This window comes from Bosea sp. AS-1 (genome assembly GCF_002220095.1).
Lineage (GTDB): Bacteria > Pseudomonadota > Alphaproteobacteria > Rhizobiales > Beijerinckiaceae > Allobosea.
Genome location: NZ_CP022372.1, coordinates 4,506,034 through 4,532,562, shown reverse-complemented (window position 1 = coordinate 4,532,562; position 26,529 = coordinate 4,506,034). Strand labels below are relative to the sequence as shown.

General features: G+C 64.1%; 24 protein-coding genes. 14 read left to right on the top strand and 10 right to left on the bottom strand.

All coding sequences use genetic code 11. The annotated features are described in order from the left end of the window. The first annotated feature begins 2 nt into the window (after positions 1-2). Together CE453_RS23300 and CE453_RS23295 are read left to right on the top strand one after the other, a co-directional pair. Positions 3-2,054 carry a hydantoinase/oxoprolinase family protein gene (locus CE453_RS23300; RefSeq protein ID WP_089176737.1) on the top strand — a complete coding sequence of 684 codons (2,052 nt, stop codon included), beginning with the start codon at positions 3-5 and terminating at the stop codon, positions 2,052-2,054. Beyond that, entirely contained in the window at positions 2,054-3,658 is a 1,605-nt protein-coding gene (locus tag CE453_RS23295) for a hydantoinase B/oxoprolinase family protein (RefSeq protein WP_089176736.1), read from the top strand. Before CE453_RS23300 ends, CE453_RS23295 begins: the two co-directional genes overlap by 1 nt. A gap of 103 nt (positions 3,659-3,761) precedes the next feature. On the opposite strand, the gene CE453_RS23290 is transcribed toward CE453_RS23295, so the two are convergent. Then, positions 3,762-4,670 (bottom strand): LysR substrate-binding domain-containing protein, encoded by a 909-nt coding sequence (locus CE453_RS23290; RefSeq protein WP_089176735.1) that lies wholly within the window; start codon positions 4,668-4,670, stop codon positions 3,762-3,764. Between the two features lie 192 nt (positions 4,671-4,862). Between CE453_RS23290 and CE453_RS23285 the strand changes: the two genes are divergently transcribed. The 6 genes from CE453_RS23285 (at position 4,863) to CE453_RS23260 (ending at position 11,573) form a co-directional block, all read left to right on the top strand. Continuing rightward, entirely contained in the window at positions 4,863-5,696 is an 834-nt protein-coding gene (locus CE453_RS23285) for a transporter substrate-binding domain-containing protein (RefSeq protein WP_089176734.1), read from the top strand. A 63-nt stretch (positions 5,697-5,759) separates the two neighbouring features. Continuing rightward, complete coding sequence (locus tag CE453_RS23280) at positions 5,760-6,422, top strand: amino acid ABC transporter permease (RefSeq protein ID WP_089178112.1); 663 nt, start codon at positions 5,760-5,762, stop codon at positions 6,420-6,422. Next, positions 6,419-7,195, top strand: coding sequence for an amino acid ABC transporter ATP-binding protein (locus CE453_RS23275; protein ID WP_089176733.1), 777 nt, complete (start codon positions 6,419-6,421; stop codon positions 7,193-7,195). The genes CE453_RS23280 and CE453_RS23275 overlap by 4 nt, the downstream gene beginning before the upstream one ends. A gap of 23 nt (positions 7,196-7,218) precedes the next feature. After that, positions 7,219-8,340 (top strand): enolase C-terminal domain-like protein, encoded by a 1,122-nt coding sequence (locus CE453_RS23270; protein WP_089176732.1) that lies wholly within the window; start codon positions 7,219-7,221, stop codon positions 8,338-8,340. 97 nt (positions 8,341-8,437) lie between these two features. Further along, entirely contained in the window at positions 8,438-9,718 is a 1,281-nt protein-coding gene (locus tag CE453_RS23265; protein ID WP_089176731.1) for an NAD(P)/FAD-dependent oxidoreductase, read from the top strand. Positions 9,719-9,818: 100 nt separating this feature from the next. Further along, positions 9,819-11,573: a thiamine pyrophosphate-binding protein gene (locus CE453_RS23260; RefSeq protein WP_089176730.1), complete on the top strand. Its 1,755-nt coding sequence runs from the start codon at positions 9,819-9,821 to the stop codon at positions 11,571-11,573. 371 nt (positions 11,574-11,944) lie between these two features. Here CE453_RS23260 and CE453_RS28760 read toward each other — a convergent pair whose 3' ends face one another. The 3 genes from CE453_RS28760 to CE453_RS23250 all read right to left on the bottom strand — a co-directional run bounded on the left by CE453_RS28760 (position 11,945) and on the right by CE453_RS23250 (position 14,089). After that, on the bottom strand, positions 11,945-12,925 hold the full coding sequence (locus tag CE453_RS28760) for a rhamnan synthesis F family protein (RefSeq protein ID WP_157733162.1): 981 nt from the start codon (positions 12,923-12,925) through the stop codon (positions 11,945-11,947). A gap of 121 nt (positions 12,926-13,046) precedes the next feature. After that, on the bottom strand, positions 13,047-13,880 hold the full coding sequence (locus CE453_RS23255; RefSeq protein ID WP_157733161.1) for a hypothetical protein: 834 nt from the start codon (positions 13,878-13,880) through the stop codon (positions 13,047-13,049). Then, the gene (locus CE453_RS23250; protein ID WP_089176728.1) at positions 13,877-14,089 is read right to left on the bottom strand and encodes a hypothetical protein; all 213 of its coding nucleotides are present in this window, start codon (positions 14,087-14,089) and stop codon (positions 13,877-13,879) included. The genes CE453_RS23255 and CE453_RS23250 overlap by 4 nt, the downstream gene beginning before the upstream one ends. A 162-nt stretch (positions 14,090-14,251) precedes the next feature. Between CE453_RS23250 and CE453_RS23245 the strand changes: the two genes are divergently transcribed. The 4 genes from CE453_RS23245 (at position 14,252) to rfbA (ending at position 17,786) form a co-directional block, all read left to right on the top strand. Continuing rightward, positions 14,252-15,085, top strand: a complete 834-nt coding sequence (locus tag CE453_RS23245; RefSeq protein WP_157733160.1) for an ABC transporter permease — start codon at positions 14,252-14,254, stop codon at positions 15,083-15,085. A gap of 7 nt (positions 15,086-15,092) precedes the next feature. Next, positions 15,093-15,839, top strand: coding sequence for an ABC transporter ATP-binding protein (locus CE453_RS23240; protein WP_089176726.1), 747 nt, complete (start codon positions 15,093-15,095; stop codon positions 15,837-15,839). A 13-nt stretch (positions 15,840-15,852) separates the two neighbouring features. Next, on the top strand, positions 15,853-16,845 hold the full coding sequence (locus CE453_RS23235) for a glycosyltransferase family protein (protein WP_198302189.1): 993 nt from the start codon (positions 15,853-15,855) through the stop codon (positions 16,843-16,845). A gap of 68 nt (positions 16,846-16,913) precedes the next feature. Further along, entirely contained in the window at positions 16,914-17,786 is an 873-nt protein-coding gene (gene rfbA, locus CE453_RS23230) for a glucose-1-phosphate thymidylyltransferase RfbA (RefSeq protein WP_089176725.1), read from the top strand. 13 nt (positions 17,787-17,799) lie between these two features. Here the strand turns inward: rfbA and CE453_RS28755 are convergent, their stop codons facing one another. Then, positions 17,800-18,948: a DUF5666 domain-containing protein gene (locus CE453_RS28755; protein ID WP_157733159.1), complete on the bottom strand. Its 1,149-nt coding sequence runs from the start codon at positions 18,946-18,948 to the stop codon at positions 17,800-17,802. Further along, positions 18,945-19,784: a DUF6502 family protein gene (locus CE453_RS23215; protein WP_089176722.1), complete on the bottom strand. Its 840-nt coding sequence runs from the start codon at positions 19,782-19,784 to the stop codon at positions 18,945-18,947. The genes CE453_RS28755 and CE453_RS23215 overlap by 4 nt, the downstream gene beginning before the upstream one ends. Positions 19,785-20,161: 377 nt before the next feature. Between CE453_RS23215 and rfbB the strand changes: the two genes are divergently transcribed. Beyond that, the gene (gene rfbB, locus CE453_RS23210) at positions 20,162-21,217 is read left to right on the top strand and encodes a dTDP-glucose 4,6-dehydratase (protein WP_089176721.1); all 1,056 of its coding nucleotides are present in this window, start codon (positions 20,162-20,164) and stop codon (positions 21,215-21,217) included. Between the two features lie 53 nt (positions 21,218-21,270). Here the strand turns inward: rfbB and CE453_RS23205 are convergent, their stop codons facing one another. Genes CE453_RS23205 through acnA form a run of 3 tightly spaced genes read right to left on the bottom strand, consistent with a single transcriptional unit; the run spans position 21,271 to position 25,480 of the window. Further along, a complete protein-coding gene (locus tag CE453_RS23205) occupies positions 21,271-22,059 on the bottom strand; it encodes an MBL fold metallo-hydrolase (RefSeq protein WP_198302188.1) in 789 nt (262 codons plus the stop codon). Beyond that, on the bottom strand, positions 22,056-22,925 hold the full coding sequence (locus tag CE453_RS23200; protein ID WP_089176719.1) for an amidohydrolase family protein: 870 nt from the start codon (positions 22,923-22,925) through the stop codon (positions 22,056-22,058). Before CE453_RS23200 ends, CE453_RS23205 begins: the two co-directional genes overlap by 4 nt. Then, positions 22,922-25,480, bottom strand: coding sequence for an aconitate hydratase AcnA (gene acnA / locus CE453_RS23195; protein ID WP_472841007.1), 2,559 nt, complete (start codon positions 25,478-25,480; stop codon positions 22,922-22,924). Before acnA ends, CE453_RS23200 begins: the two co-directional genes overlap by 4 nt. Here acnA and CE453_RS29645 point away from each other — a divergent pair. Continuing rightward, positions 25,448-25,576: a hypothetical protein gene (locus CE453_RS29645; RefSeq protein WP_472841014.1), complete on the top strand. Its 129-nt coding sequence runs from the start codon at positions 25,448-25,450 to the stop codon at positions 25,574-25,576. The genes acnA and CE453_RS29645 overlap by 33 nt on opposite strands. Here the strand turns inward: CE453_RS29645 and CE453_RS23190 are convergent. Beyond that, positions 25,563-26,486 carry a Bug family tripartite tricarboxylate transporter substrate binding protein gene (locus CE453_RS23190; protein ID WP_089176718.1) on the bottom strand — a complete coding sequence of 308 codons (924 nt, stop codon included), beginning with the start codon at positions 26,484-26,486 and terminating at the stop codon, positions 25,563-25,565. The genes CE453_RS29645 and CE453_RS23190 overlap by 14 nt on opposite strands. Positions 26,487-26,529: the final 43 nt, after the last annotated feature.

The window sequence follows — 26,529 nt, the reverse complement described above, 5'->3', positions numbered from 1 at the left end:
AAATGGCGTGGCGGATCGGGATCGATTCCGGGGGCACATTCACCGATGTCTGCCTGTTCGACGATGCGACCGGCATGGTCGCGGTCTGGAAGGTGCCCTCGACGCCTGACGACCCCTCCCGCGCCATCGCGCGCGGCACGCAGGAAGGCGTCGAGCGCGTCGGCGCCAGCCCGGCGGACATTGCCTATTTCGGTCATGGCACCACGGTCGGTACCAACGCCCTGATCCAGCATCGCGGCGTGAAGACGGGCCTCGTCACCACCGAGGGTTTCCGCGATCTGATCGAGATCGGCCGGCAGAAGCGGCCCGATCTCTACGATCTCCAGGCCGACAAGGCGCCGCCGCTGGTCACTCGCGACCTGCGCTTCGGCGTCGCCGAGCGTGTCCGCCATGACGGCGCGGTCGAGACGCCGCTGGACGAAGGTGCAGTGCGGCAGGCGGCGCGGGCGTTGAAGGCCGAGGGCGTCAAGGCGGTCGCCATCGGCTTTCTCTATGGCTTCGTCCGGCCGGAGCACGAGGAAGCGGCCAAGCGCATCGTGGCCGAGGAGTTTCCCGAGGCCTTCATCTGCGCCTCGCATGAGGTCGCGCCCGAGTTCCGCGAGTACGAGCGCATCTCGACCACGGTGGTCAACGCCTATCTCGGCCCGGTCATGCAGGGCTATATCCGCCGCCTCGCTGACCGTTTGAAGGAACTGGGCCTCAAGGCGACGCCGCATCTGACGCAGTCCAATGGCGGGGTCATCGGCTTCGACATGGCGGCTCGCCTGCCGGTGCGCACGGTGCTTTCCGGTCCCTCGACCGGCGTCGTCGCGGCGCAGGCGATCGGTGCCATGATCGGTATCCCGAACCTCATCACCTTTGACATGGGAGGCACCTCCTCGGACGTCGCCCTGCTCGACGACGGCGAGGCCAAGCTCGCCTCGGAGGCCAATGTCCACGGCTACCCGATCAAGGCGCCGATGCTCGACATCCACACGGTCGGTGCCGGTGGCGGCTCGCTCGCCGCGATCGATTCCGGCGGCCTGCTCAAGGTCGGGCCACGCTCGGCCGGCGCCGATCCCGGCCCGGTCTGCTATGGGCGCGGCGCGACCGAGCCCGCCGTCACCGACGCCAATGTCGTGCTGCAGACCCTGAACCCGACGCATCTGCTCGGCGGCCGCATGCCGATCGACCAGAGCCTGTCGAAACAGGCGATCGGCCGGCTGGCCGACGAACTCGGCCTCGATCTGATGGCGACCGCGCAGGGCATCATCTCGGTCGTGACCGCCAATATGGCCAAGGCGATCCGCGTCATCAGCGTCCAGCGCGGGCATGATCCGCGCGACTACGCGCTGGTCGCTTTCGGCGGGGCAGGGCCATTGCATGCCGCGCGGCTCGCGCGCGAGCTCGACATGAAGCGCATCGTCGTCCCCCGCAATCCCGGTATCGGCTGCGCGCTCGGCCTGCTGCTCACCGACCTGCGCGCCAATTTCGCCACCACGCGACTGGCGACGCTCTCCGATGCGCTGGTGCCCGACATGGCCGAGATCTTCGTCGCCCTGCAGGAACAGGCGGATCACTGGTTCGCGGAGGAGGGCGTCGCTTCGGCCGATCGCCGGCTCAAGCGCACCGCCGATCTGCGCTATCACGGCCAGAACTACGAGCTCGCTATCGACGTGCCGGACGGGCCGATCACGCCCGCGACCATCGCCGCGCTCGCCGAAGGCTTCGCCGCCGCCCACAAGCGGCTCTACGGCTTCGTCGCCGAGGGCGAGGCGGTCCAGCTCGTGACCTATCGCGTCGAGGCGGTCGGGCTTGTACCCAAGGCCGCCTTCCGGCCGGAGCCCGATGCCGGGCCGGATGCCTCGCACGCCATCGTTGGCAGCCGCGAGGTCTGGTTCCCCGAGGCCGGCGGATTCGTCGCCTGCCCGATCTATGATCGCGACAAGCTCAGATCCGGCAACCGCTTCGCTGGCCCGGCCATCGTCGAGCAGATGGATTCGACCACCGTGCTGCTGCCCGGCATGACCGCGACGGTCGAGCCCTATCTCAACCTGATCCTGGAGATGCCGTGATGACCGCTTCCGCATCCGTCAGCGTCGACCCGATCACCGTCGAGGTCATCGGCTCCTCCTTTGCCTCGATCGCCGAGGAGATGGGCGAGGCCCTGGTCAAGGCGAGCTACTCGACCAACATCAAGGAGCGTCGCGACTGCTCGACCGCGCTCTTCGACGTCGAGGGCCAGACGCTTTGCCAGGCCGAGCATATCCCGATGCATCTCGGCTCCTTCATCGGCATCATTCCGCATATCCTGAAGCGCCACTCCGTCGCGGATATGAAACCGGGCGACGTCTTCATCGGCAACGACGCCTATGAGGGCGGTGGCACGCACCTGCCGGATATCGTGCTGGCCGAGCCGGTCTTCCACGAAGGCGTGATGATCGCCTGGGCGGTGAACACGGCCCACCATTCGGATTTCGCCGATCGCGGCCACGCCCATATCTATCAGGAAGGCCTGCGCATCCCGCCGATCCGCCTTTATGACGGCGGCGTGCTGATGAAGGACGTGCAGGAGTTGATCCTGCTCAACTGCCAGGTCCCGCGCGAGCGCCTCTCGGATTTGCGCGCCCAGATGGCAGCGAACCGCCTCGGCGTCGAGCGCCTGCGCGCGCTCTGCGACAAATATGGCCGCGATACGGTACTCGCCGCCGGCAAGGCCTTGCAGGACTATGCCGAGCGCAAGATGCGCGCCGGCATCGCCTCGATTCCCGATGGCACCTATCGCTTCTCGGATTCCTTCGACAATCCCGAAATCGACGAGCCGCTGACCTTCTCGGTCGCGATCACCGTCGCGGGCGAGGAGATGACGCTCGCCTTCGACTCGCCGCCGCAGATGCGGGCCGGCTTCAACATGGTCTACACCGCGCTGCTCTCGACCGTGTATTACGCGGTCAAGACCGTGGCCGACCCGACCATACCGCCCAATGCCGGGCTCGCGCGCCCGCTCACCGTCACCGCGACCGAAGGCACGGTGCTGAACTGCGTGCATCCGGCCGCCGTCAACGGCCGCATCGCCGCCTGCCAGCGCGTCGTCGACCTGATCCATGGCGCGCTCGCGCAGGCGGTGCCGGACCGCGTCATCGCAGCCTGTTCGGGCGCGGTCGCCTCGGCCACCTTCGCCGGCGAGCAGCCCGGCAGTGGCGAGCTCTGGGTCTATCTGGAGACGATCGGCGGTGGTTCCGGTGCCCGCGCCAACAAGGACGGGCTCCACGGTGTCCATGTCCATATGACCAACACCTCGAACCTGCCGGTCGAGGCGCTGGAGCTCGAATATCCGCTGACCCTGCTGCGCTACGAGCTGGTCGATGGCTCCGGCGGCGATGGCCGCCAGCGCGGTGGGATGGGTCTGCGCCGCGTCTACCGGGCAGAGGCGCCGTGCCGGCTGAACGTCGACAATTCGCGCCTGACCTCGCGGCCCTGGGGGCTCGCCGGCGGCGGCGAGGGGCAGGGTGGCTCCTTCGTCTTCAGCGAGGGCGTCTTACCCTTCTTCAAGGGTGACGGCGCGCTGGAAAAGGGTCAGATCGTCGAGATCATCACGCCCGGTGCTGGTGGCTACGGGCCGGCTGCCGAACGAAGTGCGGAACTGCAGGCGCGAGATCGGGCGGAGGAACGTTGCTGAGGCGGCGACCATAAGCGAAGCCTGTCGCGCAGGCGCGCGTGCGCCGATTGCCTACAGCATTGACCGGAACCAACGGCGCGCTGCGCGATGGGTGATTGACGCGCTATTGCGTCTTCGGCCTTCGATAGCTTCGCGTCTCTCGCATCGCCCATTCACGGAAAGCCATGACGCTTTGCAGCTGTGCTTTTCGCTCAGGATGGACCGCGAAATAAGAGTCCCCGGACAAGATTGGCGGCCCGAACGGCATATGGAGTTCGTTGAAAGCAAGCTCCGCTTCGATGTAGCAGGTCGGAACAATGGCGATACCGATGCCTTGGAGCGCGGCATTGATCAGCATCTCGGTATGGGCGAAACGCGTCCCTTGAATGCGCCCTTGATAGGTGAGGCCCGACAGGCGCAGCCAATGCAGCCATATGCTCGGACGGCTTGCATTCTGAAGCAGCGGGAAGTTGGCAAAGTCCTTGTTTTCCAGCGTCGTGCCGAGCGGGATCAGCTTTGGCGAGGCCACGACGGCGATCTCTTCGGCGAACAATTCGACTGCCCTGGCATTCAGCCAGGTTCCACCCCCTCGCAGAATGGCGACATCCAGGCGCGTGGTCTCGAAGTTGAGATCGGCAGGCACCAGCGTGACCTCGACCGGGATATCCGGATGCGCGCGGATGAATGTCTCGATCCGCCGGGGCAGCCAGCGCGCGCCCAAGGTCGGATGGGTGCCGATCATCAGGGAGCTGTCTACCGAGCGCCCACGGACGGCGTCGATGGTGATCTCCTGGAGCTTGTCGAGTGTCAGCGCGAGTTCGCGATAGTAGTTTGCGCCCACCTCCGTCAGGACGAGACGGGGGCCTGATCGGTGAAAGAGAGGAACGCCGAGAAATTTTTCCAGATTATGAATCTGCCGGCTGATGCCACTCTGTGTCAGGCCGAGATCTTCGGCCGCCTTCGTGAAATTCATGAACCGCGCTGCGGCCTCGAAAGCGTGCAAGGCAGATAGCGACGGCAGATAGCGTCTCATGAGAACCCCGGCAGTTATCATGATTAAAAGTCATCTTAGACGAAGTTTTCAACGTTTTTGTTTCGCCCTGGGCTCATCCAAACTCTCTCGGCCGGCTCATAAAATGGACCATGAGCGACTGATCCGAGGGGGACAGTCACCTGCTCAGGCGTACAGAACCGAAGCCGCAATCGAACCGGAGAGGGGAAGAGTATGGACAGGCGCGAATTCAACAAGCTGATGGGCTTGGGCGGGATTGCCGCGGCGGCAGGCCTTTACACCGGCAAGAGCGCTCTCGCCGCCAGTTCGCTGGAGCGAGTGAAAGCCTCCGGCACCTTGCGCATCGCCGCCGTCGCCGATGGCGCTCCCTATTACCAGAAGATGGTGACGGACGGCAGCTGGCGCGGCTTCTACGTCGACATCTGCCAGAAGCTGGCGGACGATCTCGGGGTCAAGCTGTCGATCCTGGAAACGACCTGGGGCAATTCGGTGCTGGATCTCCAGGCCGACAAAATCGATGTCTTCTTCGGCCTCAATCCCACGCCGGAACGGCAGAAGGTCATCGACTTCTCGGGTCCGGTCTTCAAGAACGCCTTCACGATGGTCACCAAGAAGGGGCTCGGCGCGAAGAGCTGGAGCGACTTCAACAAGCCTGAGATGCGCATTGCCGTCGATGCGGGCTCGTCTCATGATGCGGCCGTCACGCGGCTTGCACCGCAAGCGCAGATCTCGCGCCTGAAGACGGCGAGTGACGCAACGGCAGCCTTGCAGGCGGGGCGCGTCGATGCCCAGTGCCTGGTGCTGATCCTGTCGCTCTCGCTGCGTGCCAAGAATGCTGCGCTCGGTGACATTGTGATGCCGACGCCTCCCGACTTCACGACGTCGAATGCGGGCTTTCGGCGCGAGGCCGATCAATCCTGGCGCGAATTCGTCGATGGCTGGATCAGCAAGCAACGCGACAGCGGCTTCGTCAAGAACGCCATCGTCAAGAACATGGAGCTTGTCGGCGTCAAGGAAAGCGACTTTCCTCCCGGTTTCGAAATCTGATCATCTGGTATGGCGGGGCTTCCGCCCCTCCACGCCCGATTTCGATCACGGGAATTCATGACCATGTATGAGTGGGATTTTTCGATCCTGTGGGGCTACCGATGGTTGCTCCTGCAGGGGCTGGGCGTGACTGTGGCCTTCACGGCCGCGACCGTCATCGGCGGCCTGACCATCGGTATGACCGCGGCGATCTGCCTGCTGTCGCGTTTCAAGATCCTGCGCGGGATCGCGCTTGGCTTCATCGAGATCTTTCGCTGCACGCCCGTGCTGGTGCAACTGATCTGGTGCTACTACGCGCTGCCGATGATCGCGGGCATCGAAATGACGCCGATCACAGCCTCTCTTCTCGCCTTGTCCTGCTATGGCGGCTCGTTCTACGCCGAGATCATCCGCGGTGGCATCGTTTCGATCGACGCCGGTCAGTCTGAAGCGGCTTCGGCGCTGGGCATGACACCTGGCCTCGCAATGCGTCGCATCATCCTGCCACAGGCACTGCGCCGGATGCTGCCGGCGCTGATGAACCAGTCGATCCTCCAGTTCAAGAACACCTCGCTCGTGTCCGTCCTGGCCGTTCCTGATCTCGTCTACCAGGGGCAGATCGCCGCGCATGACAGCTTCCGACCGCTGGAAACCTACACGGCAGTGGCCGTCGCCTATTTCATGATCCTCTTCCCGCTGACGCTCTATGTGCGCAGCCGTGAACGCCGCCTGGGAGCTGCCCGATGACGGCGAAAGTACCGATGATCGAGGTCGCGCGGCTGCGGAAGCGCTTCGGCCAGCTCGAAGTCCTCAAGGACATCAATCTTCAGGTCGAGCAAGGCGGCGTCGTCGCCTTGCTCGGGCCGTCGGGCTCCGGCAAGTCCACGCTGTTACGGTGCATGAACCTGCTCGTGCAGCCGGATGACGGGACCATCCGCGTCGGCGAGACCACCTTCCGGTTCGGACAGTCCATGGAGCAGCCGAAGGCGAAGCCGCTGGCGGCGTTCCGCTCCCGCACCGGGATGGTGTTCCAGAGCTTCAACCTGTTTCCGCACATGTCCGTTCTGGGCAACGTCATCGAGGCGCCGATCCATGTGAAAGGCCTCGATCGCAAGACGGCGATCGAGCAGGCCATGGCTCAGCTCGAAAAGGTCGGGCTGGCGGATCGGGCTTCGCAGATGCCCGACACCTTGTCGGGCGGCCAGAAGCAGCGCGTGGCGATCGCCCGCGCACTGGCGATGGAACCGGAGGTCATGCTGTTCGACGAGGCGACCTCGGCGCTTGATCCCGAACTGGTGGGCGAAGTCCTGCAGGCGATCCAAAAGCTTGCCGCGGATGGCATGACGATGGTCATCGTTACCCATGAAATCCCCTTCGCGCGCGATGTCGCAGACCGCGTGGTCTTCATGCGCGACGGCTACGTCGTAGAGGAGGGGCCGGCCCGCGAGGTGATCGACACCCCCCGCGTGGACGCGACCAGAACCTTCCTCAGCCATTTCCACAGAGTGACGCCGCAATAGGCCACACAGAAGAGCTCGAGACGATGGAAACCATCACAAACCTGCGCATCTTCCTGATCGAAAGTCCGATCAAGATGCAGCGGCAACAGGGCGTCGGCGACGTCAAGGGGACGGTCAAGCGCGTCCTGGTCGAGTTGACCTCATCATCCGGCATCGTCGGCTGGGGGGAGGCTGCGCCCTGGGAGGTGTTTACCGGCACGGCCGAGGCCGCGGTCGCAGCCCTCGACATCTACCTGCGTCCGCTCGTCATGGGCGCGCGGGTGGATCGCATCCGTGCGCTGACCCTGCAGATGAAGAAGGCGCTCGTCGGCCATGGTGAAGCCAAGCTCGCCGTCGAGACCGCGATGTTCGACATCCTGGGCCAGTCGTCGGGCCTCTCGATCGCCACCCTGCTGGGCGGACGCGTTCGCGACACCATCCCGCTGTCCTTCTCGATCGCGGACCCGGATTTCGACGCCGACATGCGCCGCATGGAGGAGATGGTTCCGAAGGGCAACCGCATCTTCAAGGTCAAGACCGGGGTGAAGAGCCATGAGGAGGATGTGGCTCATCTCGAAGCCATGCGGAACGCCTTCGGCGATACGATCGACCTCCGCGTCGACTACAATCAGGCGCTCCAGCCGTTCGGCGCGATCAAGAAGCTGCGCGACGTCGACCAGTTCAAGCCGACCTTCATTGAGCAGCCGGTGCCGCGGGATTGCCTGACGGCGATGGCCTCCTTCGCGGCGGATCTCGACACGCCGATCCTTGCCGACGAGAGCTGCTTCGACGCCCGCGACCTGCAGGAGATCATCAGGCTGCAGGCGGCCGATGCGATCTCGGTCAAGCTCATGAAATCAGGCGGAATGCTCAACGCGCAGGCGCTGATGGCGCTGGCCGATCTCGCGAGCCTGCCCGGCTATGGCGGCACGCTTTACGAGGGCGGCATCGCGCTCGCCGCTGGCACGCAGTTCATCGCCGCGACGCCGGGCATCTCGCTCGGCTGCGAATTCTACATGCCTCATCACGTGCTGACCGAGGACGTGCTGGAGGAGAAGATCGTGAACCGCGACGGCGCGGTGGTCGTCCCCGACGGCCCCGGCCTGGGGATTCGCGTGTCCGAGAAATCGCTGAGATCGAACGCACGCATTCTCGCCGAACGCTGACGCTCGACTGAATCCACCACGGCTCGTCCCAGCCGCTCACGGCCTCCGCCGTGACGGAGAGGAGAGCTATTGCCTGAATACCCGGAGGAAACGGGACATGCCCAGCGCGGCTCCAACGCACAGCCTGATCATAGGCAGCGGCATCGTCGGCGCCTGCTGCGCGCTGGAGCTGGCGCGCGCCGGCCATGCCGTCACCTTGGTCGACAGCGGTGAGCCGGCAGGTCGGCAATCCGCCAGCTACGGCCATGGCTGCTGGATCAGCCCGGCCTCGGTCGTGCCGATGTCGATGCCCGGCCTGTGGAAGCAGATCCCGGGATATCTGCTCAATCCGCACGGGCCGCTGGTCATCCGTTGGCGTCATTTTCCTCGGCTCCTGCCGTGGTTGCTGCGCTTCCTGCGGGCGGGTTCCTCCGTGGCGCGCGTCGAGGCGACGGCCAGGGCGCTGGACCGGCTGCTCCATGACAGCCCGGAACGCCACGCGGTGCTGAGCCGCGAGATCGGCGTGCCCGATCTGATCCGGCGCGAAGGATTGCTTTACGCCTATCCAGACAGGCGAGCCTTCGAGGCGGAAAGCCTGTCCTGGCATCTGCGGCGGATGGCCGGGCTGCGCTGGTGCGAGCTCGACGCCGGGGCACTCGCGGCGCGGGAACCCGATCTCGACAGGCGCTACACCTTCGGCATCCTGGCGGAGGACGGCGCGCATTGCATCGACCCGGCGGCGTACATCGCCGCGATCGTCGCGGCCGCGCGCACCCATGGCGCCAAGATCGCCCGGGCGACGGTCCGTGAGATCCTGCGCGACGGACCGCGCGTCCGCGGGGTACGCACCGATACCGATGTGATCGCCTGTGACCGGGTCGTCATCGCGGCGGGGGCGTGGTCGAAGCGCCTTGCGCGCTCCGTCGGCGATCGCATCCCGCTGGAAAGCGAGCGGGGTTATCATGGCGTCGTTGCCGGGGACGCTGGCGGCCCACGCCACCCGGTGATGCCAAGCGACGGCAAGATGGCGAACACGCCGACGGCGGCGGGTTTGCGGCTGTCGGGCCAAGTCGAGCTGGCATCGCTCGACGCAGCCCCCAATTGGAGCCGTGTCGATATCCTGCTGGCTCACGCGCGCGGGACTTATCCTGCGCTGGCCGATGCGCAGCAGCGACCGATCGACCGGTGGATGGGCCATCGGCCATCGACGCCTGACGGGCTGCCGGTGATCGGTCGCTCGTCCAGCTCGCCCGACATCTTCTACGCATTCGGGCACGGCCATGTCGGTTTCGCCGCAGGTCCGGCGACAGGGCGCATGGTCGCCCAGCACGTCGCCGGTCTTTCTGAAGCTCCCGATATCGCGGTCTTTTCGCCGCGCCGGTTCCGGCTTCTGGCGTGAGCGCTTTCGAGTAGCGGCCTTGAGCAGAAAACACTGCCAGTCGCCCGGCACCACCGATGGGCCGACCGGCCCCATTCCCAAATTTCGAGGAGACGAGACAATGCGTGGCGCAGATATCCTGGCCGAGATGCTGATCGGCTATGGCGTCGAGGTGGTCTTCGGTGTTCCCGGCGACACGAACGTGCCGTTCTACGAAGCGCTGCAGCTGCGCGAAGGCCGCATTCGCCATGTCATGGCGCGCGACGAGCGTTCCGCGGGCTACATGGCCGATGCCTATGGCCGCTTCACGAAGAAGCCGGGCGTCTTCGAATGCCCGTCGGGCGCGGGCGCGATGTATTCACTGCCGCCCGTCGCCGAATCCAACGGGTCGTCGGTTCCCGTCATCCTGCTGACGATCGACATCCCCCTGCCCGGCGAAGGGCGTGGCGTACTGACCGAGCTCGATTGCGCGCGTCTGTTCGAGCCGGTCACCAAGATGTCGGTGCAGGTGAAATCCGCCGAGAAGCTGCCGGAGATCATCCGTCGGGCCTTCCGCGTCGCCTGCTCCGGCAAGCCGGGCGCGGTCCATCTGCAGATCCCGGAGGACATGTTGCTGGCGGAGGTCGATCCGGCCCGGATCTCCTTGCATGTCGAGAGCGAATGCATCGAATTTCCTGCCTACCCGACGCTGCCGCCTCCGGGGAAACTCGACGCCATCATGTCCCTGCTGACGGGAAGCAAGCGCCCGCTGATCGTCTCGGGGGGCGGGGTCAATCGCTCCTGCGCCGGCCCGCAGGTGACCGAACTGGCGGAGCGGCTGAACATACCGGTCTGCACGACGATGACGGGACAGGGCACCATGCCGGACGACCACCGCCTCGCGGTCGGCGTCATCGGCGACAACGGCTTCCATCCGCATGCCAACTGGGCGCTGGAACATGCGGACTTCGTGCTGTTCGTCGGCTCCCGCATGGGCTCGGTCGTCACGATCGGCTGGACCTTTCCCAAGATCACGCTGAACAAGCGCGTCGCCCAGATCGACATCGATCCGGAGATCATGGCGAATAACTACGAGAACGTCGTTTCGGTGCAGGGCGATGCCGGCCTCACCCTCGAGCGGCTGATCGATCTGGTTCCCGCCGACGTCGATGCCGGCCGGACGCAAGGCTGGGTCGACGAACTCAACGACTTGCGCGGCAGGTTCTGGGCGAATGCCGAAGCCCTGTTGAGCTCGGAAGCCACGCCGCTGCGGCCGGAGCGCGCCGTGCGCTGCTTCAACGAGGCGCTGGAGCTCTATGGCAAGCCGGCCCTGATCTACTCGGATGCGGGCACGCCGACGCCGCATATGACGCGGTTCCTGAAGCTGAGGGATAGGAGGACCCGCTTTGCAATCCCGCGCGCCTTCGGCGGCCTCGGCTCGGCGCTGCCGGCCACGGTCGGCGCTTGGTTCGCGGACAAGGAGCGACGGCCTATCGGCATGTTCGGCGATGGGTCCTTCGGGATGTCGGTCGGCGAGCTCGAAACGCTCGTCCGCTTGCAGGTTCCCGCCATTCTCCTGCTGTTCAACAACGGCACCTTCGGCTGGATCAAGGGTCTCCACCGGCTGAAGGGGCACAACCAGTGCTTCGGTGTCGATTTCACGCCGCCGCGCGGCCAGGCGATCGCCGAAGCCTTCGACGTGAAGGCCTGGACGGCGACGAACTCCGAAGAACTCGATACCGCACTGGCAAGCGCCTTCGCCTATACGGAGGGGCCATGCCTGATCGACATCCACATCGAGTCGATCGCTGATCGGGTGCCGCCAGTCTATTCCTGGCTGAACAAGCGCGGCCGCGATCCGCTCAGCGTTGAAGCTGACGAGGTGCGGTACTTTTAAGCGGGCTCTCGCTTGGCGGCGGCACCCCCGATCATGGCTGCAGCTCTCTCCGAATGGAATGTGACACGATCCGGAGAGCTTGCCTGCCGCTGGCGCGGATGGTTTGAGAAGAGGCAGTTTACATTGAGAGAGGCGAGGAAGGCGCGGCCTTCCGGACCTGCCAGTAACCGCAGGGTGCTCGCCGGCATGGCCTGACAGCATCCTGATTTGAGGTATTCTATCTCACAAGCCGGTGGGGGATTGATTGATAATCCGACGAATCCACCACCACCGCGGCGATCCGCGGTGGTGGTGTTTGCATGCGCATTCCCGAGATAATAATCGTTTACATATAATGACTATATATAGGCAAAGTAATATTTTTCGGTGTTTTAGATTATCCCGCTTGCAGCTTTCAGTTTTCTAATCATTGGGAGCTGGCTTGATTTTCCTTTTCTACGAAAATCTGCCATTATTTCATCTAAATGACCCTCATGACCAATATTATTCAGAGCGTATTCGATCTCATCGATCGTAAATTGCTCTCTAAACAGGAGATCCCTTTTCATTAGAGGGCAATGGTTGTATTTTCTGTATATGAATCCGCCGGTGTGTATCTGAGAACTGGTGCCTATCTTAGAAATAAAAAATTGGGTTGCTTCTGATCTCATCATTGAGAATATTTCAGAAGTTTGAGTCCGAAATGGAATAGGAATCATCCTAATAAGATTTGCTCTAGATTCAAGATCTTGGATTCCATCTAGAGGAGCACGAAGATTATTTGGCCTATAAATAATTTCAATCGAGTCCGCTAAGGGGACTATAGTTCGAGAGAGGCCAACCTCCCCTTCGTTGATCGCCCACAACCTTGAATTGACGGGGACGTAATTCTTCCAGAAAGTTTGAAAGATATCGTTTTTAAAAATTCGACCACTAACTGAAAAACAGAATGATTGAATATGGTAATGTATTTCCCAATTTTCGAACGGAGCGCAGATATCAGATTTTGATTCTGCTAGCTTCAAAAATAAGCTTAATAGACCTTCGTTGAAAAAATATACACTATCGTTTATATAAATTAAACGGTTAATATTAATATTAAGTGAATGAAGGTATAGAGTTGAGTCTCTAAAGGCGCCTATATCAAATCCTTTGTTGTTTCTAACAATTACGATATTTGATTTTTCCTTTAAGTACAGTAATTTAGTCTCATTAATTTCGTGATTAACGACGACGACGACATTGATTTTCGCATCGTTCAGAGAATCGAGTGCATTCTTGACATACCAGGATATTTCGTTCGGCTGGTAGATCAGAAAGATAGCATAATTATTATTGTTGTGCTCATTTTTACCCTTTTCAACAGATACCAATGAGATTTTTCTGTCGAAAATGAATTTAATTTTTGCTATGAAGACGGCGCTATCGTGATATATTATTTTCACGATGAGTCGTAGAAAGTGGAATATCAGGAATTTTATTGAGATAAGCATCTTAATTCCTGAGTTCCTGTTGAGATTTCAGAATTGAGATCGGTTTGCGTTTAAGGGCCTTGGTCGGGAAGATATTGCTTATTTGCAAGATCTCTTCATTTCTGATCTTGAGACCAGGTTCAAAACAAAGCTTTTGTTCCGGGGCCCGCATAACGCCGGCGCAAACTCGTGTTATCGCTGAAGGCAGAGCAGGACGGCCAAGCTCGACATTCCGCGCTGCGGGCGGAGCGGAGGTTCTCCGGCCTTCCCGGGGCCTGTGTCGGCGGCCGCGTTGTGCGAGCCGAATCGCCGCTGTCATCTTCTGCAAGAGCCTGCTCCAGCCATGGAGCTGAGCAAGCTGTTGCAGGATATCTTCCGAAGGCGGTGGCGATGCGACGAGCGGAGTCAGCTCCAGCTTGTGCAGCGCGAACCGGCCGCCTTCCTCACAAGGGTCGACCCGGAAAGCCAGTGCCGGTGCTGGTAGGCTGATCGTTGTCTCGATTTCGATCCGGATGCCGCTGCAGTTGACGACAAGGCAATCCTCGTCCCGGAAACCTCCGCCGATATCGAAATAAAGCCGCCAGCGATCACGATGATCGAGGCCGGCATCGCAGAGTGTCGCGTCGAAATTGACGCGCAAGAGCCCCGCCTCGCATCGCATCGGAATGTAGAAATAGGAATCGAAGCCCGCGCTTCGCCAATGCCCCGTCGCGGCCTCCGGGCTCATATTCCCGGCGGGGTGGAAGAGCATTCCTGCCCGGCGCTTCCAGAGGCCGGACAAGCCTCCAAGCAGCCTGCCAGCGATGCCATGGGCGGAACGTGCCTCTGCAGCCATCGTATCGTCTCTGTGCGTCATGATCTCGAACCAGGGCAGGTGCTGTTGCCGAAGTCGGCGGCCCGGCTGGCGTTGAAGCCGGGCGCGCCGAGGTCACCGCGCCGTGAGGGGAGGCGGACCTTCTTGCCGCCCGAGTCGGTCTCCGTCCCGGCAATGTGGTGGCCGCGGCGAATTTCCAGCCAGTGCCGGCGGGCATCCTGCCCCATCGCTTGTTTCCTGATCTTCGACATTCGCTTTCCGCGTCCAAACCGACCCTGGAGAAGGGTGAATTTCTTTGGTGGGAAAATTGCCCACTTAAATCTTGAAGTGGGTATTATTCCCACATACTAAGCTTGTCAACCCGGCGCGGCTTTACTCGCCGGATTGGATCTGCAGTTCGAGGAGCACTTCGGGTGTCGAACCCTGCTATGCTTGTTCACGATGCGCGGCTGCGCCGTCGCCACCCGTGGCGAGATGCCGTCACCGATTTTTGCCATGGAATCAGGCTCGCCGAGCTCTGGCTGACGATGGGCTGGTACGACGTGCGCCAGCGCTACAGCCGCTCGGTCTTCGGACCATTCTGGGTAACGATCAGCCTGGCCGTGTTCGTGGCTGGTCTCGGCATAACCTACGCCGCGCTCTTCCGCGTACCGGTGATGGCTTATCTGCCCTATGTGACCGTCGGCATGGTGCTGTGGTCGCTGATCACCGCCTTGCTGAACGAAGGCGCCGCCACCTTCACGGGAGCGACCGCCGCCATCAAACAGATGCCCGCGCCGATTGGCATTCACGTGCTGCGCGTCGTCTGGCGAAACCTGATCGTCCTCGCCCACAATGCGGCGATCGTGCTCATCGTCCTGGTCGCCTGCGGCGCAAGGCCGGGCTGGGCGGGGCTCGCCGCGTTGCCGGGCCTTGTCATCCTGCTCGTCAACGGCGTCGGCTGGAGCCTGTCCCTCGGCCTCATCGGTGCGCGATTCCGCGACGTGATCCCGCTCGTCGCCAATGCGACCCAGATGTTGCTCTTCGTCACGCCGGTCCTCTGGCGCGCGGACGATCTCGGCCAGCGACGTGTCCTGGCGGAATTCAATCCGCTATTCCACCTGATCGAGATCGTGCGGGCGCCTTTGCTCGGCGCCGCGTTTCCGGCACGGAGCTTCGCCGTCGCGCTGGCCGTCACCGTGGTCAATCTCGGCGTGGCGCTCGTGCTGTATGCACGCCTGCGCTCGCGCGTCGCCTACTGGCTGTGAGGCGTCGATGAGTTCGATCCGCCTCGACCGTGTCGGCGTGCAGTTCCCGCTCTATGGTGGCAGCGCCCGTTCGCTCCGCAACCGCATCGTCAGCAGCGCCACCGGCGGGCGCATCGGCTCGGATGCGCGCTCGCGCATCTGCGTCGAGGCCTTGCGCGACATCAGCATCGGTATCGCCCATGGCGAGCGCGTCGCCCTGGTCGGCCACAACGGCGCCGGCAAGACTACGCTGCTGCGCGTGCTGGCCGGCATCTACGTGCCCCAGGCGGGACGTGTCGCGGTCAGCGGCAAGATCGCCCCGCTTTTCGATATCGGCCTCGGCATGGATGGAGAAGCGAGTGGTTACGACAACATCCGCCTGCGTGGCCTGTATCTCGGCCTGACCCGCCGACAGATCGAGAGCCGGATCGACGAGATCGCCGACTTCTCCGAGCTCGGCGGCTTTCTCGATATGCCGATCCGGACCTATTCGGCCGGTATGCAGACGCGGCTCGCTTTTGCGATCTGCACCTGCGTGGATCCCGACGTGCTGCTGCTCGACGAGGGCATCCTCGCCGGTGACGCGGCCTTCATGGAAAAGGCGCAGGCGCGCCTTGCCGCTTTCGTCGCGCGTGCCGGCATCCTTGTCCTGGCCTCGCACAGCGACGGCCTGCTCGCCAGCCTCTGCACACGCGCCCTGCGCCTCGAACACGGCCGGCTCGTCGCCGACGGGCCGCTGCGCGAGGTGCTGTCGCGTACACCCTCTCAGCTCTGAGGAAAGTTTCGGCATGTCTCATCCGCATCTTCATCAGCCGCGCTGCCTCGCGGGTATCGTCATCTATCGCCCGGAGTTCGAAGCGCTGAGAGGTCTCGTGGTTAGCCTCTCGGGCGACGTCGCAACCGTTGCGATCTACGCCAATTCACCGATCAGCGGCGAGCAGCAACAGGCGCTGAGGAAAGCCGCGAGCCCCGCCAAACTGGTAATCTTGCGGCCAGGGCTCAATCGCGGTCTCGGCGCTGCCTACAACGCCCTGCACCAATTGGCCCAGGCCGACGGCAACGCGTTCCTGCTTCTCCTCGACCAGGACAGCGCGCCTCGGCCTGGCATGGCTGGTGCCCTGATGGCGACCTACCGCCGGCTGGCCGAGCGTGGAGAGAGGCCGGCGGCCATCGGGCCGCAGCCGGTCGACCTTGCAGGCGAGAAGATGCAGCTGCCGGCGGCTGCGCGGCAGAACGGAGAAAAACCGCTGCGGGCGAGTTTCGTGATCTCGTCCGGCTCGCTGATCCATCTCGATGCGATGGCCGCTATCGGAGGTTTCCGCACGGACTATTTCATCGACGCTATCGACATCGAATGGTGCCTTCGTGCCGGGGCCGCGGGATATTCGATCTGGGTCGACCCCACGGTGCCGATGCCGCATCGACTCGGGCAGGGTGTCATCCGATTGCCCCTCGGCCTGTTGCTGACCGATCAGCCGCCGCGGCGGCTCTATACCTATGTCCGCAACCAGCTCGCGATGCTGCGCTTGCAGCATGTGCCGGTCCGCCACAAGGCCAAGTTCCTGCTCTCCCTGCCGGTCAGGCTCGCCGTCCACCTCGTTCATCACCGCTTTTCGGCCGATTGTACGGTAGCGCTGGTCAACGGGTTGCGGGATGGCGTGCTCGTGCGCCTCGGCCCGCCGGACCGCGCCCTCATCCCGTTCTGGCGACAAGGCTGGCGCAGTCGCGCCACCACGCCGCGGAACACGGCGGCCGTGCCGGCCGCCCTGCGGCAGTCATGACGTCCGCGCGCCCCTCCGGCGCGGCTGATCCGACCTTGAGCTCCACAAGCTGAAATTTCGAGGAAATCATGAAAGGCATCGTATTGGCGGGCGGCACCGGCTCGCGTCTCCATCCCGCAACGCTCGCCGTGAACAAGCAGCTCGTCCCTGTCTACGACAAGCCGATGATCTATTATCCGGTCTCGGTCCTGATGCAGGCCGGCATCGACGAAATCCTGATCATCTCGACTCCCGACGACCTCTACAACTACGTTTCCCTGTTTGGGAATGGCTCCGGCTTCGGGCTGACGATGAGTTACGCTGTGCAGCCGTATCCGGAGGGTCTGGCGCAGGCTTTCATCATCGGGCGCGATTTCGTCGGCGAGGACAGCGTCGCACTGGTGCTGGGCGACAACATCTTCTTTGGCGCCGGCCTGCACGACATGCTGGCTCGCACGCGATCGCGGCCAAGCGGGGCGACGATCTTTGCCTATGCCGTCGACGATCCGGAGCGCTACGGTGTCGTTACGCTCGACGCCACGGGCCGTCCGGTGCACCTCGCCGAGAAGCCCGCACTCCCGCAGTCGCGCTGGGCGGTGACCGGCCTCTATTTCTACGACAACCGGGTCCTGGATATAGCTGCCGGCATCAAGCCGTCCGCGCGCGGAGAACTGGAGATCACCGATATCAACGAGGCCTATCTGCGAGCCGGTGATCTCCACGTCGAGTGCATGTCGCGGGGTTACACCTGGCTCGACATGGGCACCCATGACAGCCTGCTGGAGGCCGGCGAGTTCGTCCGCACGATTCAGAAGCGCCAGGGACAGCTCGTCGCTGGTCTCGAGGAGATTGCCTTCCAGCAGGGCTTCATCTCGCTCGCCGAACTCAGTGAAAGAGGAGCCGCGCTCGGCAAGACGGACTATGGCCGCAAACTCCTGGCCATCGCAGCCGAGCAAGCCTGATGTGCGCTCGGCATTAGCGGCCCGGTCCACCGCCTCCAGTGCCGCCTGAACCACCGCCTCCCGGTCCGGAGCCTCCACCTCCGGGACCGCCGCCTCCGGGTCCTCCACCGGGGCCGCCGCCTCCGGGGGCGCCGCCGCCCGGGCCGAACCCGCCCCGTCCGGCGGGGCCCGGCCCAGGCCCAGCTCGACCTGGTCCGAACCCGCTCGGACCGTGGGGGCCAGAATTCCCCCCGCCTTCGCCACCCGGACGGGCGAAGCGGATATCGTCCACCTGAAGTTCGCCATCCAGGCCCAGGCGACCGTCGAGAACGGCACGAACGTCCGCCCAGGGGGAGAGATCGGCCGCGAAGGCATCGTTGCGCACGGAGAGGCCGGACCCGAGCAGCAACCGTCCATCGCGAGACTGGATATAGCTTTCGATCGAGACGGAGCCCGCTGCTGAAACCGGGGGAGCGTTCTCGATGCCGGCGGGCAGGAAGCCTCCGCGTCCAAGGCGCCCCGTCACGAGTACACGCCGGCCAAGATAGGCCTCATCGGCTTGAAGCAGCTTCAACCCTCCGATCCAGAAGCCATCCTCGTCCCGCTCGAGAATCCCGAGAACGCGCGACGGACCCCGCTCGCGAGGCTCGATCAGGCTGGCGGCAATCGCGCCGTCGAGCCGGCGCAGGCCGCTGACGGCCACGTGCTGGCCCTTGCGCCACGATCTGCGCGATTTGGCTCCCCCGACGAGGACCTTCTGGCCAAGGACCTCGATGGCGCCGGGATGGATCGCTGTAATCGGACCAACGACTTCGCTGTCCACATCGATCGCATCCGTGATGAGCCCGGTCCGGTCGGGGCGTGCCACAACGCGCACGACATGGCCGATCCGCAGGTCACGCACGCTCTGTCTCAGCCCGTCGATCGTCACCGGGACGTCCGGTTCATAGGCGATGCGCCTGTCGTTCACGAAAATGCTGCCGAAGCGCTGGATCGTCCCGGTGAAGCCTGTGCCGCCGATGCCGCGGTCGCTTCCCCCCTGTCCTTCCGGTACGACGCCGGTGCCACCGATACCGACGTCGCGCGGTCGCTCCGGCGCGGCAAGCGCATGACGCTGTGAAGCCGCCATTGCGCCGAGCGCGGCGAGCATCGCCCGGCGCGTCAATGCAAAACGCCTTGTCATGCCAGGTTGCTTTCGTCGCTCGCGCGGCTATCGCGCTCGCGGAAAACATAGACCCCGCAATTCCAGCGATGCTCGCCGCCGCGGTCCGTCTCGCTGGCAACGTGAGCCTCACGGTTGATGCGCTGCAGCATTTCGAGGGCGAGTTCGCGCGAGCGGGCTTCGAGCCGTTCGGCCAGCTCGGCGGAAAGGCCGTCATAGTGAACCGAGCGCTCGAGGAAGGCCGGCTTGGAGCCGAGGACGTTCGCCGCCGCCGCCGCAATGTGGTCGTGCAGGTTTCGGCCGAAATAATACAGCTTCTCGTCGTCGCCGTGCTGCGGGATGAAGGCCGCCTCCGCCAGCACGATATGGTCTTCCGTATCGATCGTGACGATCCGGCGGTCGAGCCATTCATCGAGCACGGCACGGGGCCTTACGTCTCGTGTGACGGATGACACCAGTTCCTCGAAGGACGGGGACGATCCTTCTGCATTGCGTGGCAGGGGCAGGGGAGTTCCGGCTGCGTCGCAGAAGCGTGGCGAGGCCAGCCAGTGCGCGATGATGGCGCCGGTCCGGGAGACCGCTGCCGGCACGGCATTGACGGGAGCGCCAGCACCACGCAGCCGGCTCACCTCCTTGCGGTGGATGCCGGTCAGCAGGCTGACACGGCTGTCGGTCTGCTCCTTTCCGGGCAAGGCAAAGTCGTACTCCGCCACATTGACGTAAAGCTCCCGCAGGAGCTGGCTCAGCGCGGGGAAGGTCATGCCGGCGCGAATGCAGAGACGGACAAGTGGCCGCAACAGCCGCGCCAATGGCGGGTAAAGCTTGTCAGCGGCGGGGCCAGGAGCTGCATCCGTCATCCATTCCAGTTAGCTCCAATCTAAGTGGGACACAATCCCACATTTTTATGGCGAGGTATTGCGGGCGGCGCGAGATTGCATTATGTGGGAATAGTTCCCACATAAAATTTGCGTTTCAATGTACCCATCATCGACCCACCTCAGCCATCGGCCCGGACCGCGCGACCTCCTCGACTACGTCACGAGGCGTTCGGAAGCCGTCGCAATGCTGCGGCGAAGCTTCTGTTGTGCCCTCGCGCTTTCGACGCCTTACGTGATGTTCCTGCTGAATGGCATGCTCAGGCCGTGAGGCTTCCGGCTTGTTCCACGTCGAGAACGCTGTTTCACCATGGCTGAAGCTCCGGCACGTGCGGCGCTGGTTTTAAAAGGGGGATCTGTTGAGCCTTCGTTTTCTTGTGACGGGTGGGGCGGGTTTCATCGGCTCTGCGGTGGTTCGCCGGCTGATTGAGGCGACGGCGCATGAGGTCTGCGTGGTCGACAAGCTGACCTATGCCGGGAACCTGGCCTCGCTGGCGCCGGTCTCGGGCAGCGGGCGCTATCGCTTCGAGCATACCGATATCGGTGATGGCGAGCGGATGCGCGCGATCCTGGCGCAGTTCCGGCCCGATATCGTGATGCATCTGGCGGCCGAGAGCCATGTCGACCGCTCGATCGACGGGCCGGCGGCCTTCATCGACACCAACATCGTCGGCACCTTCACCCTGCTGCAGGAGGCACTGCGCCACTGGCGCGGGCTGGAAGGGGAGGCGAAGGCGCGCTTCCGCTTCCACCATATCTCGACCGACGAGGTCTTCGGCTCGCTCGGCGCCGAGGGGCTCTTCCACGAGGCGACGGCCTATCAGCCGAACTCGCCCTATTCGGCCTCGAAGGCGGCGTCCGACCACCTCGTGCGGGCCTGGCACCACACCTATGGCCTGCCGACGCTGGTGACGAACTGCTCCAACAATTACGGGCCGTATCACTTCCCCGAGAAGCTGATCCCGCTGATGATCCTCAATGCGCTGGAGGGCAAGGCGCTGCCGGTCTATGGCGACGGGCGCAATGTCCGCGACTGGCTCTATGTCGAGGACCATGCCGAGGCGCTGCTGACGGTGGCGGAGCGCGGGCGGCCGGGGGAGACCTACGCCATCGGCGGGCGCAGCGAGATGGCCAATATCGCGGTGGTGCGGCGCGTCTGCGCCATCCTCGACGAGATCCGGCCCGACCCGGCCGGGACGCGGGAGCGGCTGATCACCTTCGTCACCGACCGGCCCGGCCATGATGCGCGCTATGCGATCGACGCCGGCAAGATCGAGCGCGAGCTCGGCTGGCGGCCGCGATACGATTTCGAAACCGGGCTGAGGGAAACCATCGCCTGGTATCTGGCCAATCAGGCATGGTGGAGCGACATCCGTGCCGGCCGCTATCGCGGAGAACGGCTCGGTATCGCCTGACTGAGCGAGCCGAGGGGGGCTGCGTCGACAGGCGGCGCCGATGCCGGTCGCCCTCAAGCGCGATCGGTGGTCAGATCCAACTCGGTGAGGGTCGCGATATCCTTCCCAAACCAGGCTCTGATCGAGGCGCGCCGCTTGCCGAGATAGCGCGGCTCGTCGCCGTCCAGAAGCATCGGCAGATCGTGTCCCGGTACCACCACGGTGCCGGGCCGTTCGCGCCATCTCTTCCAGATCATATCGATCGTCGCGCGGCTGACCGCAGCGTCATAGGTCATGTCGGTGTCGCGCGAGATCAGCTCGGCCCGGTTCTTGGCCGCATCGCCCGTGAAGATGATGTCCCGGGCGGGCGTGCGCCAATGGAAGATCAGGCAGCCTGGCGTGTGGCCGGGCGCCAGATGCGCCGTCATCCCGGGAAAGACCTCGGCGCCGTCCTCGACCCTGTGGCAGGTCGGCCAATCGGAAAGGGCCCGGACATAGAGCTCCGGGACCGGCGTCTCTCCCCAGGGAACCGTGAGCGCCCAATCCATCTCGACCGCGCCAACCACGATCCGCGCATCGCGGAACAGCGTCCAGTTGACCGAGTGGTCGTAGTGAGAATGGGTCAGCAGAAGATCGGTGACCTGAGACGGCTTCAGGCCCCTTTGATCCAGCTGCTCGATCAGCAGTTTGCGCATTCCGAAATTGCCGGCATCGACAAGCGCGACCCGATCTCCTTGCCGTAGCATCGCCACGGTGCTCCAGCCGAGCCCGCCATGACAGGCTGATTTGCCGGGGAAGCCGCAGACGACGAGGTCGAGATCGGAACTCGCCAGCTCGGCGGGCGTGTCGAAAGGCTTCATCATCCCTCAAATCCGTAGAGTTGCGCGGGGTTGTCGACCAGGATCCGGCGAAGCGTGGCGGCATCGCCGACAGCCCGCGCAAGAGCCGCCAGCGATTCCGTGTCGTCGACCTGCGCGAAGGGTTCGACGGCGGAGGCGGGCCGTCCGCCTCTTCCGCCTCCCGTATGCGGCCAGTCCGAGCCCCAGATCAGCCGATCCGCGCCGGCATCGACCAGCGCTTGAACGAACGGTGCGATCCGATCCTGATCGGCGCCACAAAGCCGGCCGATCGAGGAGAGCTTCACCCAGACTTGGCCGGTTCGCATCAATCGCAAGAGTGACGGAAAGCCCGGCTGCCCGACGCCTTGGTCGATGTCCGGTCGACCGAAATGGTCGATCACCAGCGGTGCGGGCAGTTTTGCCATGTGCCGCTCCAACGCCTCGATGACGGAGAGTCGCGTCAGGATCTGCGTATGCCAGCGGAGGCTCGCGCAGCGGGCGGATGCCTTGCTCAGGCTTGCCCAGATGACCTCCGGGTCGGAGACGCCATGCGTATCGACATTCAGGCGCAGGCCCCGAACGCCGGCCTTCGACAGCCGCGTCAGCGTTTTCTCGGGAGTGTCGGCTTCGATGACGGCGACGGCGCGAGCTCGCGAGCCCAGCCTCGCAAGGCCCGCGAGGAGTCGGCTGTTGTCCGAACCGTAGGGGCTGGGTTGAACCAGGACGACCCGGGAAATGCCGAGCCTCTCATGAAGAGCCAGCAGGGCATCCTCTTGGGCGTTCCCCGGCGTGTAGACGCGCGATTCCGCGAAAGGAAAGGCTTCAGCCGGCCCGAACAGATGGACGTGGCAATCGCATGCGCCGGGGGGAATGGTCACGACGCCGGTCATGCGACACCTGCGACAGCCGTCTCGGGATTGCCAAGCAGCTCTCCCAGGACGTGGGGGATCAGGCCACCTGATTTGAGCAAGGTGACTTCGAGCGAGGTCTCGATCGCGGCGCGCAACGTGAGATGAAGGGGCTCGCGGTCGGGGCGCAGGATGGTCAGCGGAACCTCGCATCGCGGCGTCAGGCGATCCGGGCCGAGGTCGAGATCGAAGAGGTCCTCGGCACGAATGTTGAGGCTGTCCGGATGGACGCTCTCGGGAAGCAGCAGCGGCAGGATGCCCATCCCGATCAGGTTCGTGCGATGGATCCGTTCGATGCTCGATGCGATCACGGCGCGCACACCGAGCAGCGCCACGGCCTTGGCGGCCCAGTCCCGCGAAGACCCCATCCCGTAGCGCTCGCCCGCGACAAGGACCAGGGGCGTCTTCGTCCGGGCGTATCGCTCGGCGGCCTCGATCAGAGGCACGATGTCTCCGGAAGGCTCATGCCGGGTGTAGCCCGCCGGTGCATCCGCGGGGATCAGGCGATTGACGACCAACCGGTTGGTGAAGGCACCGCGGATCATCACCTCGAAATTGCCCCGCCGCGAGGCGAAGACGTTGAGATCGGCAGGGTCGCCGCCTTCGGCGACGATATGTCGGCCGGCGGCGCTATCCAGCCGGATCTGGTTGGCCGGCGAAATGTGGTCCGTGGTGACATCATCTCCCAGAACGATAAGCGGACGGGCATACCCCTCTGCGTGAGGCAACCCATGCTCCCGGGCGAAGGGCGGCCTGCGCAGATAGGTCGAGGTCGGGGCCCATGGAAAACGCGGTCCCCTCGGCGCATCGAGCTCAACCCAGAGCGGTCGTGTCGCCGCCTCATGATAGGCCGCGTCGAAGTCCGCCACGTTCCAGCCGGAGGCGACGGCGTCGTCGATTTCGGCGCCCGTGGGCCAGATCTCATGCAGCATCACGGGCAGGCCTTCGGCGTCGAACCCGACGGGCTCGCGCGTGATGTCGATGTTGACCGTGCCCGCAAGCGCGAAGGCGATAACGAGCGGAGGCGAGGCCAGGAAACCGTTTTCGAGGTCAGGATGGACGCGGCCCGGGAAATTGCGGTTGCCAGAGAGGACCGCCAGTGGCCGGAAGCCCGGTCGGCCGAGCTGGTTTCGCACCACGTCGGGCAAAGCTCCGGAGTTGCCGATGCAGGTCGTGCAGCCATAGCCGACAATCCCGAAACCGAGCCCTTCCAGATCGTCCAGCAGGCCGGCCCGGCTGAGGAACCGCTCGGCGGTGGGGGATCCAGGCGCCAACGAGGTCTTGACATAAGCAGGCGGCGCCAGCCCACGGGCGCGCGCCTTTCGTGCCAGGACGCCGGCAGCCGCAAGCAGGCTCGCATCGGACGTGTTGGTGCAGCTCGTGATCGCGGCAATCACGACAGCGCCGTCGGGAACGGCGAAGGCATCCGGAGGCCCGAGCGGCGGCGTGAAAGCAGAGCGGGTCTCGCCGGCTGCCAGCCGGTCTTGCGGGCGGCGCGGACCTGCCACGCTGGCCTCGATCGCGTCGAGATCGATGGTGACCGTTCGCGTGAAACGAGGTTCTGCGCCGGGATCGAACCAGAGACCGCTGGCTTTGGCATAGGCTTCGACCAGGCTGCACGCCTTCGCCGGGCGGCCGAGCCGCCGCAGATAGGTCAGCGATGCATCATCGATCGGGAAATAGCCGGTCGAGGCGCCGTATTCGGGGGCCATGTTGGCGATCGCGGCACGCTCCCCGACCGAGAGCGTCGCGACACCGGGGCCGAAGAATTCGACGAAATCCCCGCTCACGCCGAGCGCGCGGAGGGCACGGGTCACCTCCAGGGCGAGGTCTGTCGCCAGCACGCCATCCTGCAAGCGGCCGGTCAACCTGACGCCGATCACGTCCGGGATGCGGAGAACCACCGGCACGCCGAACAGTGCGCCCTCGGCTTCAAGGCCACCAACACCCCAGCCGAGCACGCCGAGCCCATTGATCGTGGGTGTGTGGCTGTCGGTCCCCAGCAACGCGTCCGGGAAGGCCACGCGCTCGCCGCCCTGGTTCTGCGAGACGACGACGCTGGAGAGCCGCTCCAGGTTGATGGTGTGCATGATGCCCGACCCGGGCGGATGCACGCGGATGCCTGGCATGGCCGCGGCCGCCCATTTCATCAGCCGATAGCGCTCGGCATTGCGGGCGAACTCCTTCTCGAGGTTGCGCTGGAACGCATCCTTGCGGCCGAAGAAGTCGACGCCGGAGGAATGATCGGTCGAGACATCCACTGGAATGCGGGGTGTCAGGAGATCGGGGTCGCGGCCGTTTTCCGCCAGAACATCCCGCATCGCGGCGATATCGACCAGCGCCGGGCCGCAGGTCGTATCGTGCATCATGATCCGGTTCGGGAGGAACGGGATCTCGACAAGGCTGTGCCCATCGGCGAGCCAGTCCCGAAATGCCTGCGGCAGATCGCGGCCCTCGCCGGCAGATGCCGAGCGCATCGCGTTTTCCAGAAGGATCCGCAGGACATGCGGCAGGCGACCGAAATCCGGCCCGACCAGCGAAGCGACATCAAGGCGGCGGAACGTCTCGCCTGCCGCCTGAAAGGTTTTCCAATGGGTCTTGTCGATACCTTGCACGCGCTCAATCGGGCTTGAAGCCCGCCTTGTTCAGAATGTCGGCCCAGCGGTCGATCTCTGCAGCGACCAGTTTCTGCATCGCCGCCGCGCCGCGGCCGTCGGCATCCGGGACGCGGGCGCCGATGGTGGCGAGCCGCTTGTCCACCTCGGGATCGTTCAGCGCCGCCGCAACCGCTTTACCGAGGATGTCGAGGATGGGCTTCGGCGTGTTCCTGGGAGCGAACAGGCCGGTCCAGGTCTCGGCCTGGAATTCGGGAATCCCGGCTTCGACGGCGGTCGGCACATCCGGCAGCGTCGGGGAACGGTCTTTCGAGGCGACCACGAGCGCCTTCACCAGCCCGGACTGCGCCTGGCCCGCGACCGAGGCGACGAGGTCGCAGGAACCGTCGATCTTGCCGGCGATGATGTCGTTCACCGTCTGCCCGAAACCGCGATAGGGCACATAGGTCGGCGGCGCCTTGATCAGCCCGAAGAACAGCAGGCAGGTGATGTGCGAGGCCGCGCCGTTGCCGGAGTGCCCGAAAGTCAGTTGCTCCTTCTTCTGTTGGGCGACCGCGATGAATTCCTTGAGGTCGTTCGCAGGGAAGTCCTTGCGAACGAAGATGATGTTCGGCGTTGTCGCCACCACGCCGAGATAGGCGAAATCGGTTTTGGGATTGTGCGGCAGCTTCGGCATGACGGTCACCGCCGCCGCCAGCGTTCCGGTGTGGCCGAGGCCGATCGTGTAGCCGTCGGGTCGGGCGTTCTTGACGCGGGCCGTTCCGGTCGCGCCGCCCGCCCCACCGACATTCTCGATGATGACGGCCTTGCCGAGCACCTTGCTCATGCCCTCGGCGAGGATGCGGCCGGTGGCATCGGCGGCTCCCCCGGCAGCGAAGGGCACGACCATGGTGATCGGTCGTTCTGGAAAGGGCTGGGCGTCGGCCATCCCGCAGCTTGCAGCCAGCAGCAAGGCCGAACAGAATCCTAGA

Excerpts from the sequence above, each read along its gene's own strand:
- CE453_RS23300 (WP_089176737.1), top strand. The coding sequence starts at position 3 with ATGGCGTGGCGGATCGGGATCGATTCCGGGGGCACATTCACCGATGTC.
- CE453_RS29645 (WP_472841014.1), top strand. The coding sequence starts at position 25,448 with ATGCGGCAGGCGACCGAAATCCGGCCCGACCAGCGAAGCGACATCAAG.
- CE453_RS23290 (WP_089176735.1), bottom strand. The coding sequence starts at position 4,670 with ATGAGACGCTATCTGCCGTCGCTATCTGCCTTGCACGCTTTCGAGGCC.
- CE453_RS23265 (WP_089176731.1), top strand. The coding sequence starts at position 8,438 with ATGCCCAGCGCGGCTCCAACGCACAGCCTGATCATAGGCAGCGGCATC.
- CE453_RS23260 (WP_089176730.1), top strand. The coding sequence starts at position 9,819 with ATGCGTGGCGCAGATATCCTGGCCGAGATGCTGATCGGCTATGGCGTC.
- CE453_RS23270 (WP_089176732.1), top strand. The coding sequence starts at position 7,219 with ATGGAAACCATCACAAACCTGCGCATCTTCCTGATCGAAAGTCCGATC.
- CE453_RS23275 (WP_089176733.1), top strand. The coding sequence starts at position 6,419 with ATGACGGCGAAAGTACCGATGATCGAGGTCGCGCGGCTGCGGAAGCGC.
- CE453_RS23190 (WP_089176718.1), bottom strand. The coding sequence starts at position 26,486 with ATGGCCGACGCCCAGCCCTTTCCAGAACGACCGATCACCATGGTCGTG.
- CE453_RS23240 (WP_089176726.1), top strand. The coding sequence starts at position 15,093 with ATGAGTTCGATCCGCCTCGACCGTGTCGGCGTGCAGTTCCCGCTCTAT.
- rfbA (WP_089176725.1), top strand. The coding sequence starts at position 16,914 with ATGAAAGGCATCGTATTGGCGGGCGGCACCGGCTCGCGTCTCCATCCC.
- CE453_RS23215 (WP_089176722.1), bottom strand. The coding sequence starts at position 19,784 with ATGACGGATGCAGCTCCTGGCCCCGCCGCTGACAAGCTTTACCCGCCA.
- CE453_RS23235 (WP_198302189.1), top strand. The coding sequence starts at position 15,853 with ATGTCTCATCCGCATCTTCATCAGCCGCGCTGCCTCGCGGGTATCGTC.
- CE453_RS23255 (WP_157733161.1), bottom strand. The coding sequence starts at position 13,880 with ATGACGCACAGAGACGATACGATGGCTGCAGAGGCACGTTCCGCCCAT.
- CE453_RS23205 (WP_198302188.1), bottom strand. The coding sequence starts at position 22,059 with ATGATGAAGCCTTTCGACACGCCCGCCGAGCTGGCGAGTTCCGATCTC.
- CE453_RS28755 (WP_157733159.1), bottom strand. The coding sequence starts at position 18,948 with ATGACAAGGCGTTTTGCATTGACGCGCCGGGCGATGCTCGCCGCGCTC.
- CE453_RS23285 (WP_089176734.1), top strand. The coding sequence starts at position 4,863 with ATGGACAGGCGCGAATTCAACAAGCTGATGGGCTTGGGCGGGATTGCC.
- CE453_RS23280 (WP_089178112.1), top strand. The coding sequence starts at position 5,760 with ATGTATGAGTGGGATTTTTCGATCCTGTGGGGCTACCGATGGTTGCTC.
- CE453_RS23200 (WP_089176719.1), bottom strand. The coding sequence starts at position 22,925 with ATGACCGGCGTCGTGACCATTCCCCCCGGCGCATGCGATTGCCACGTC.
- CE453_RS23295 (WP_089176736.1), top strand. The coding sequence starts at position 2,054 with ATGACCGCTTCCGCATCCGTCAGCGTCGACCCGATCACCGTCGAGGTC.
- CE453_RS23250 (WP_089176728.1), bottom strand. The coding sequence starts at position 14,089 with ATGTCGAAGATCAGGAAACAAGCGATGGGGCAGGATGCCCGCCGGCAC.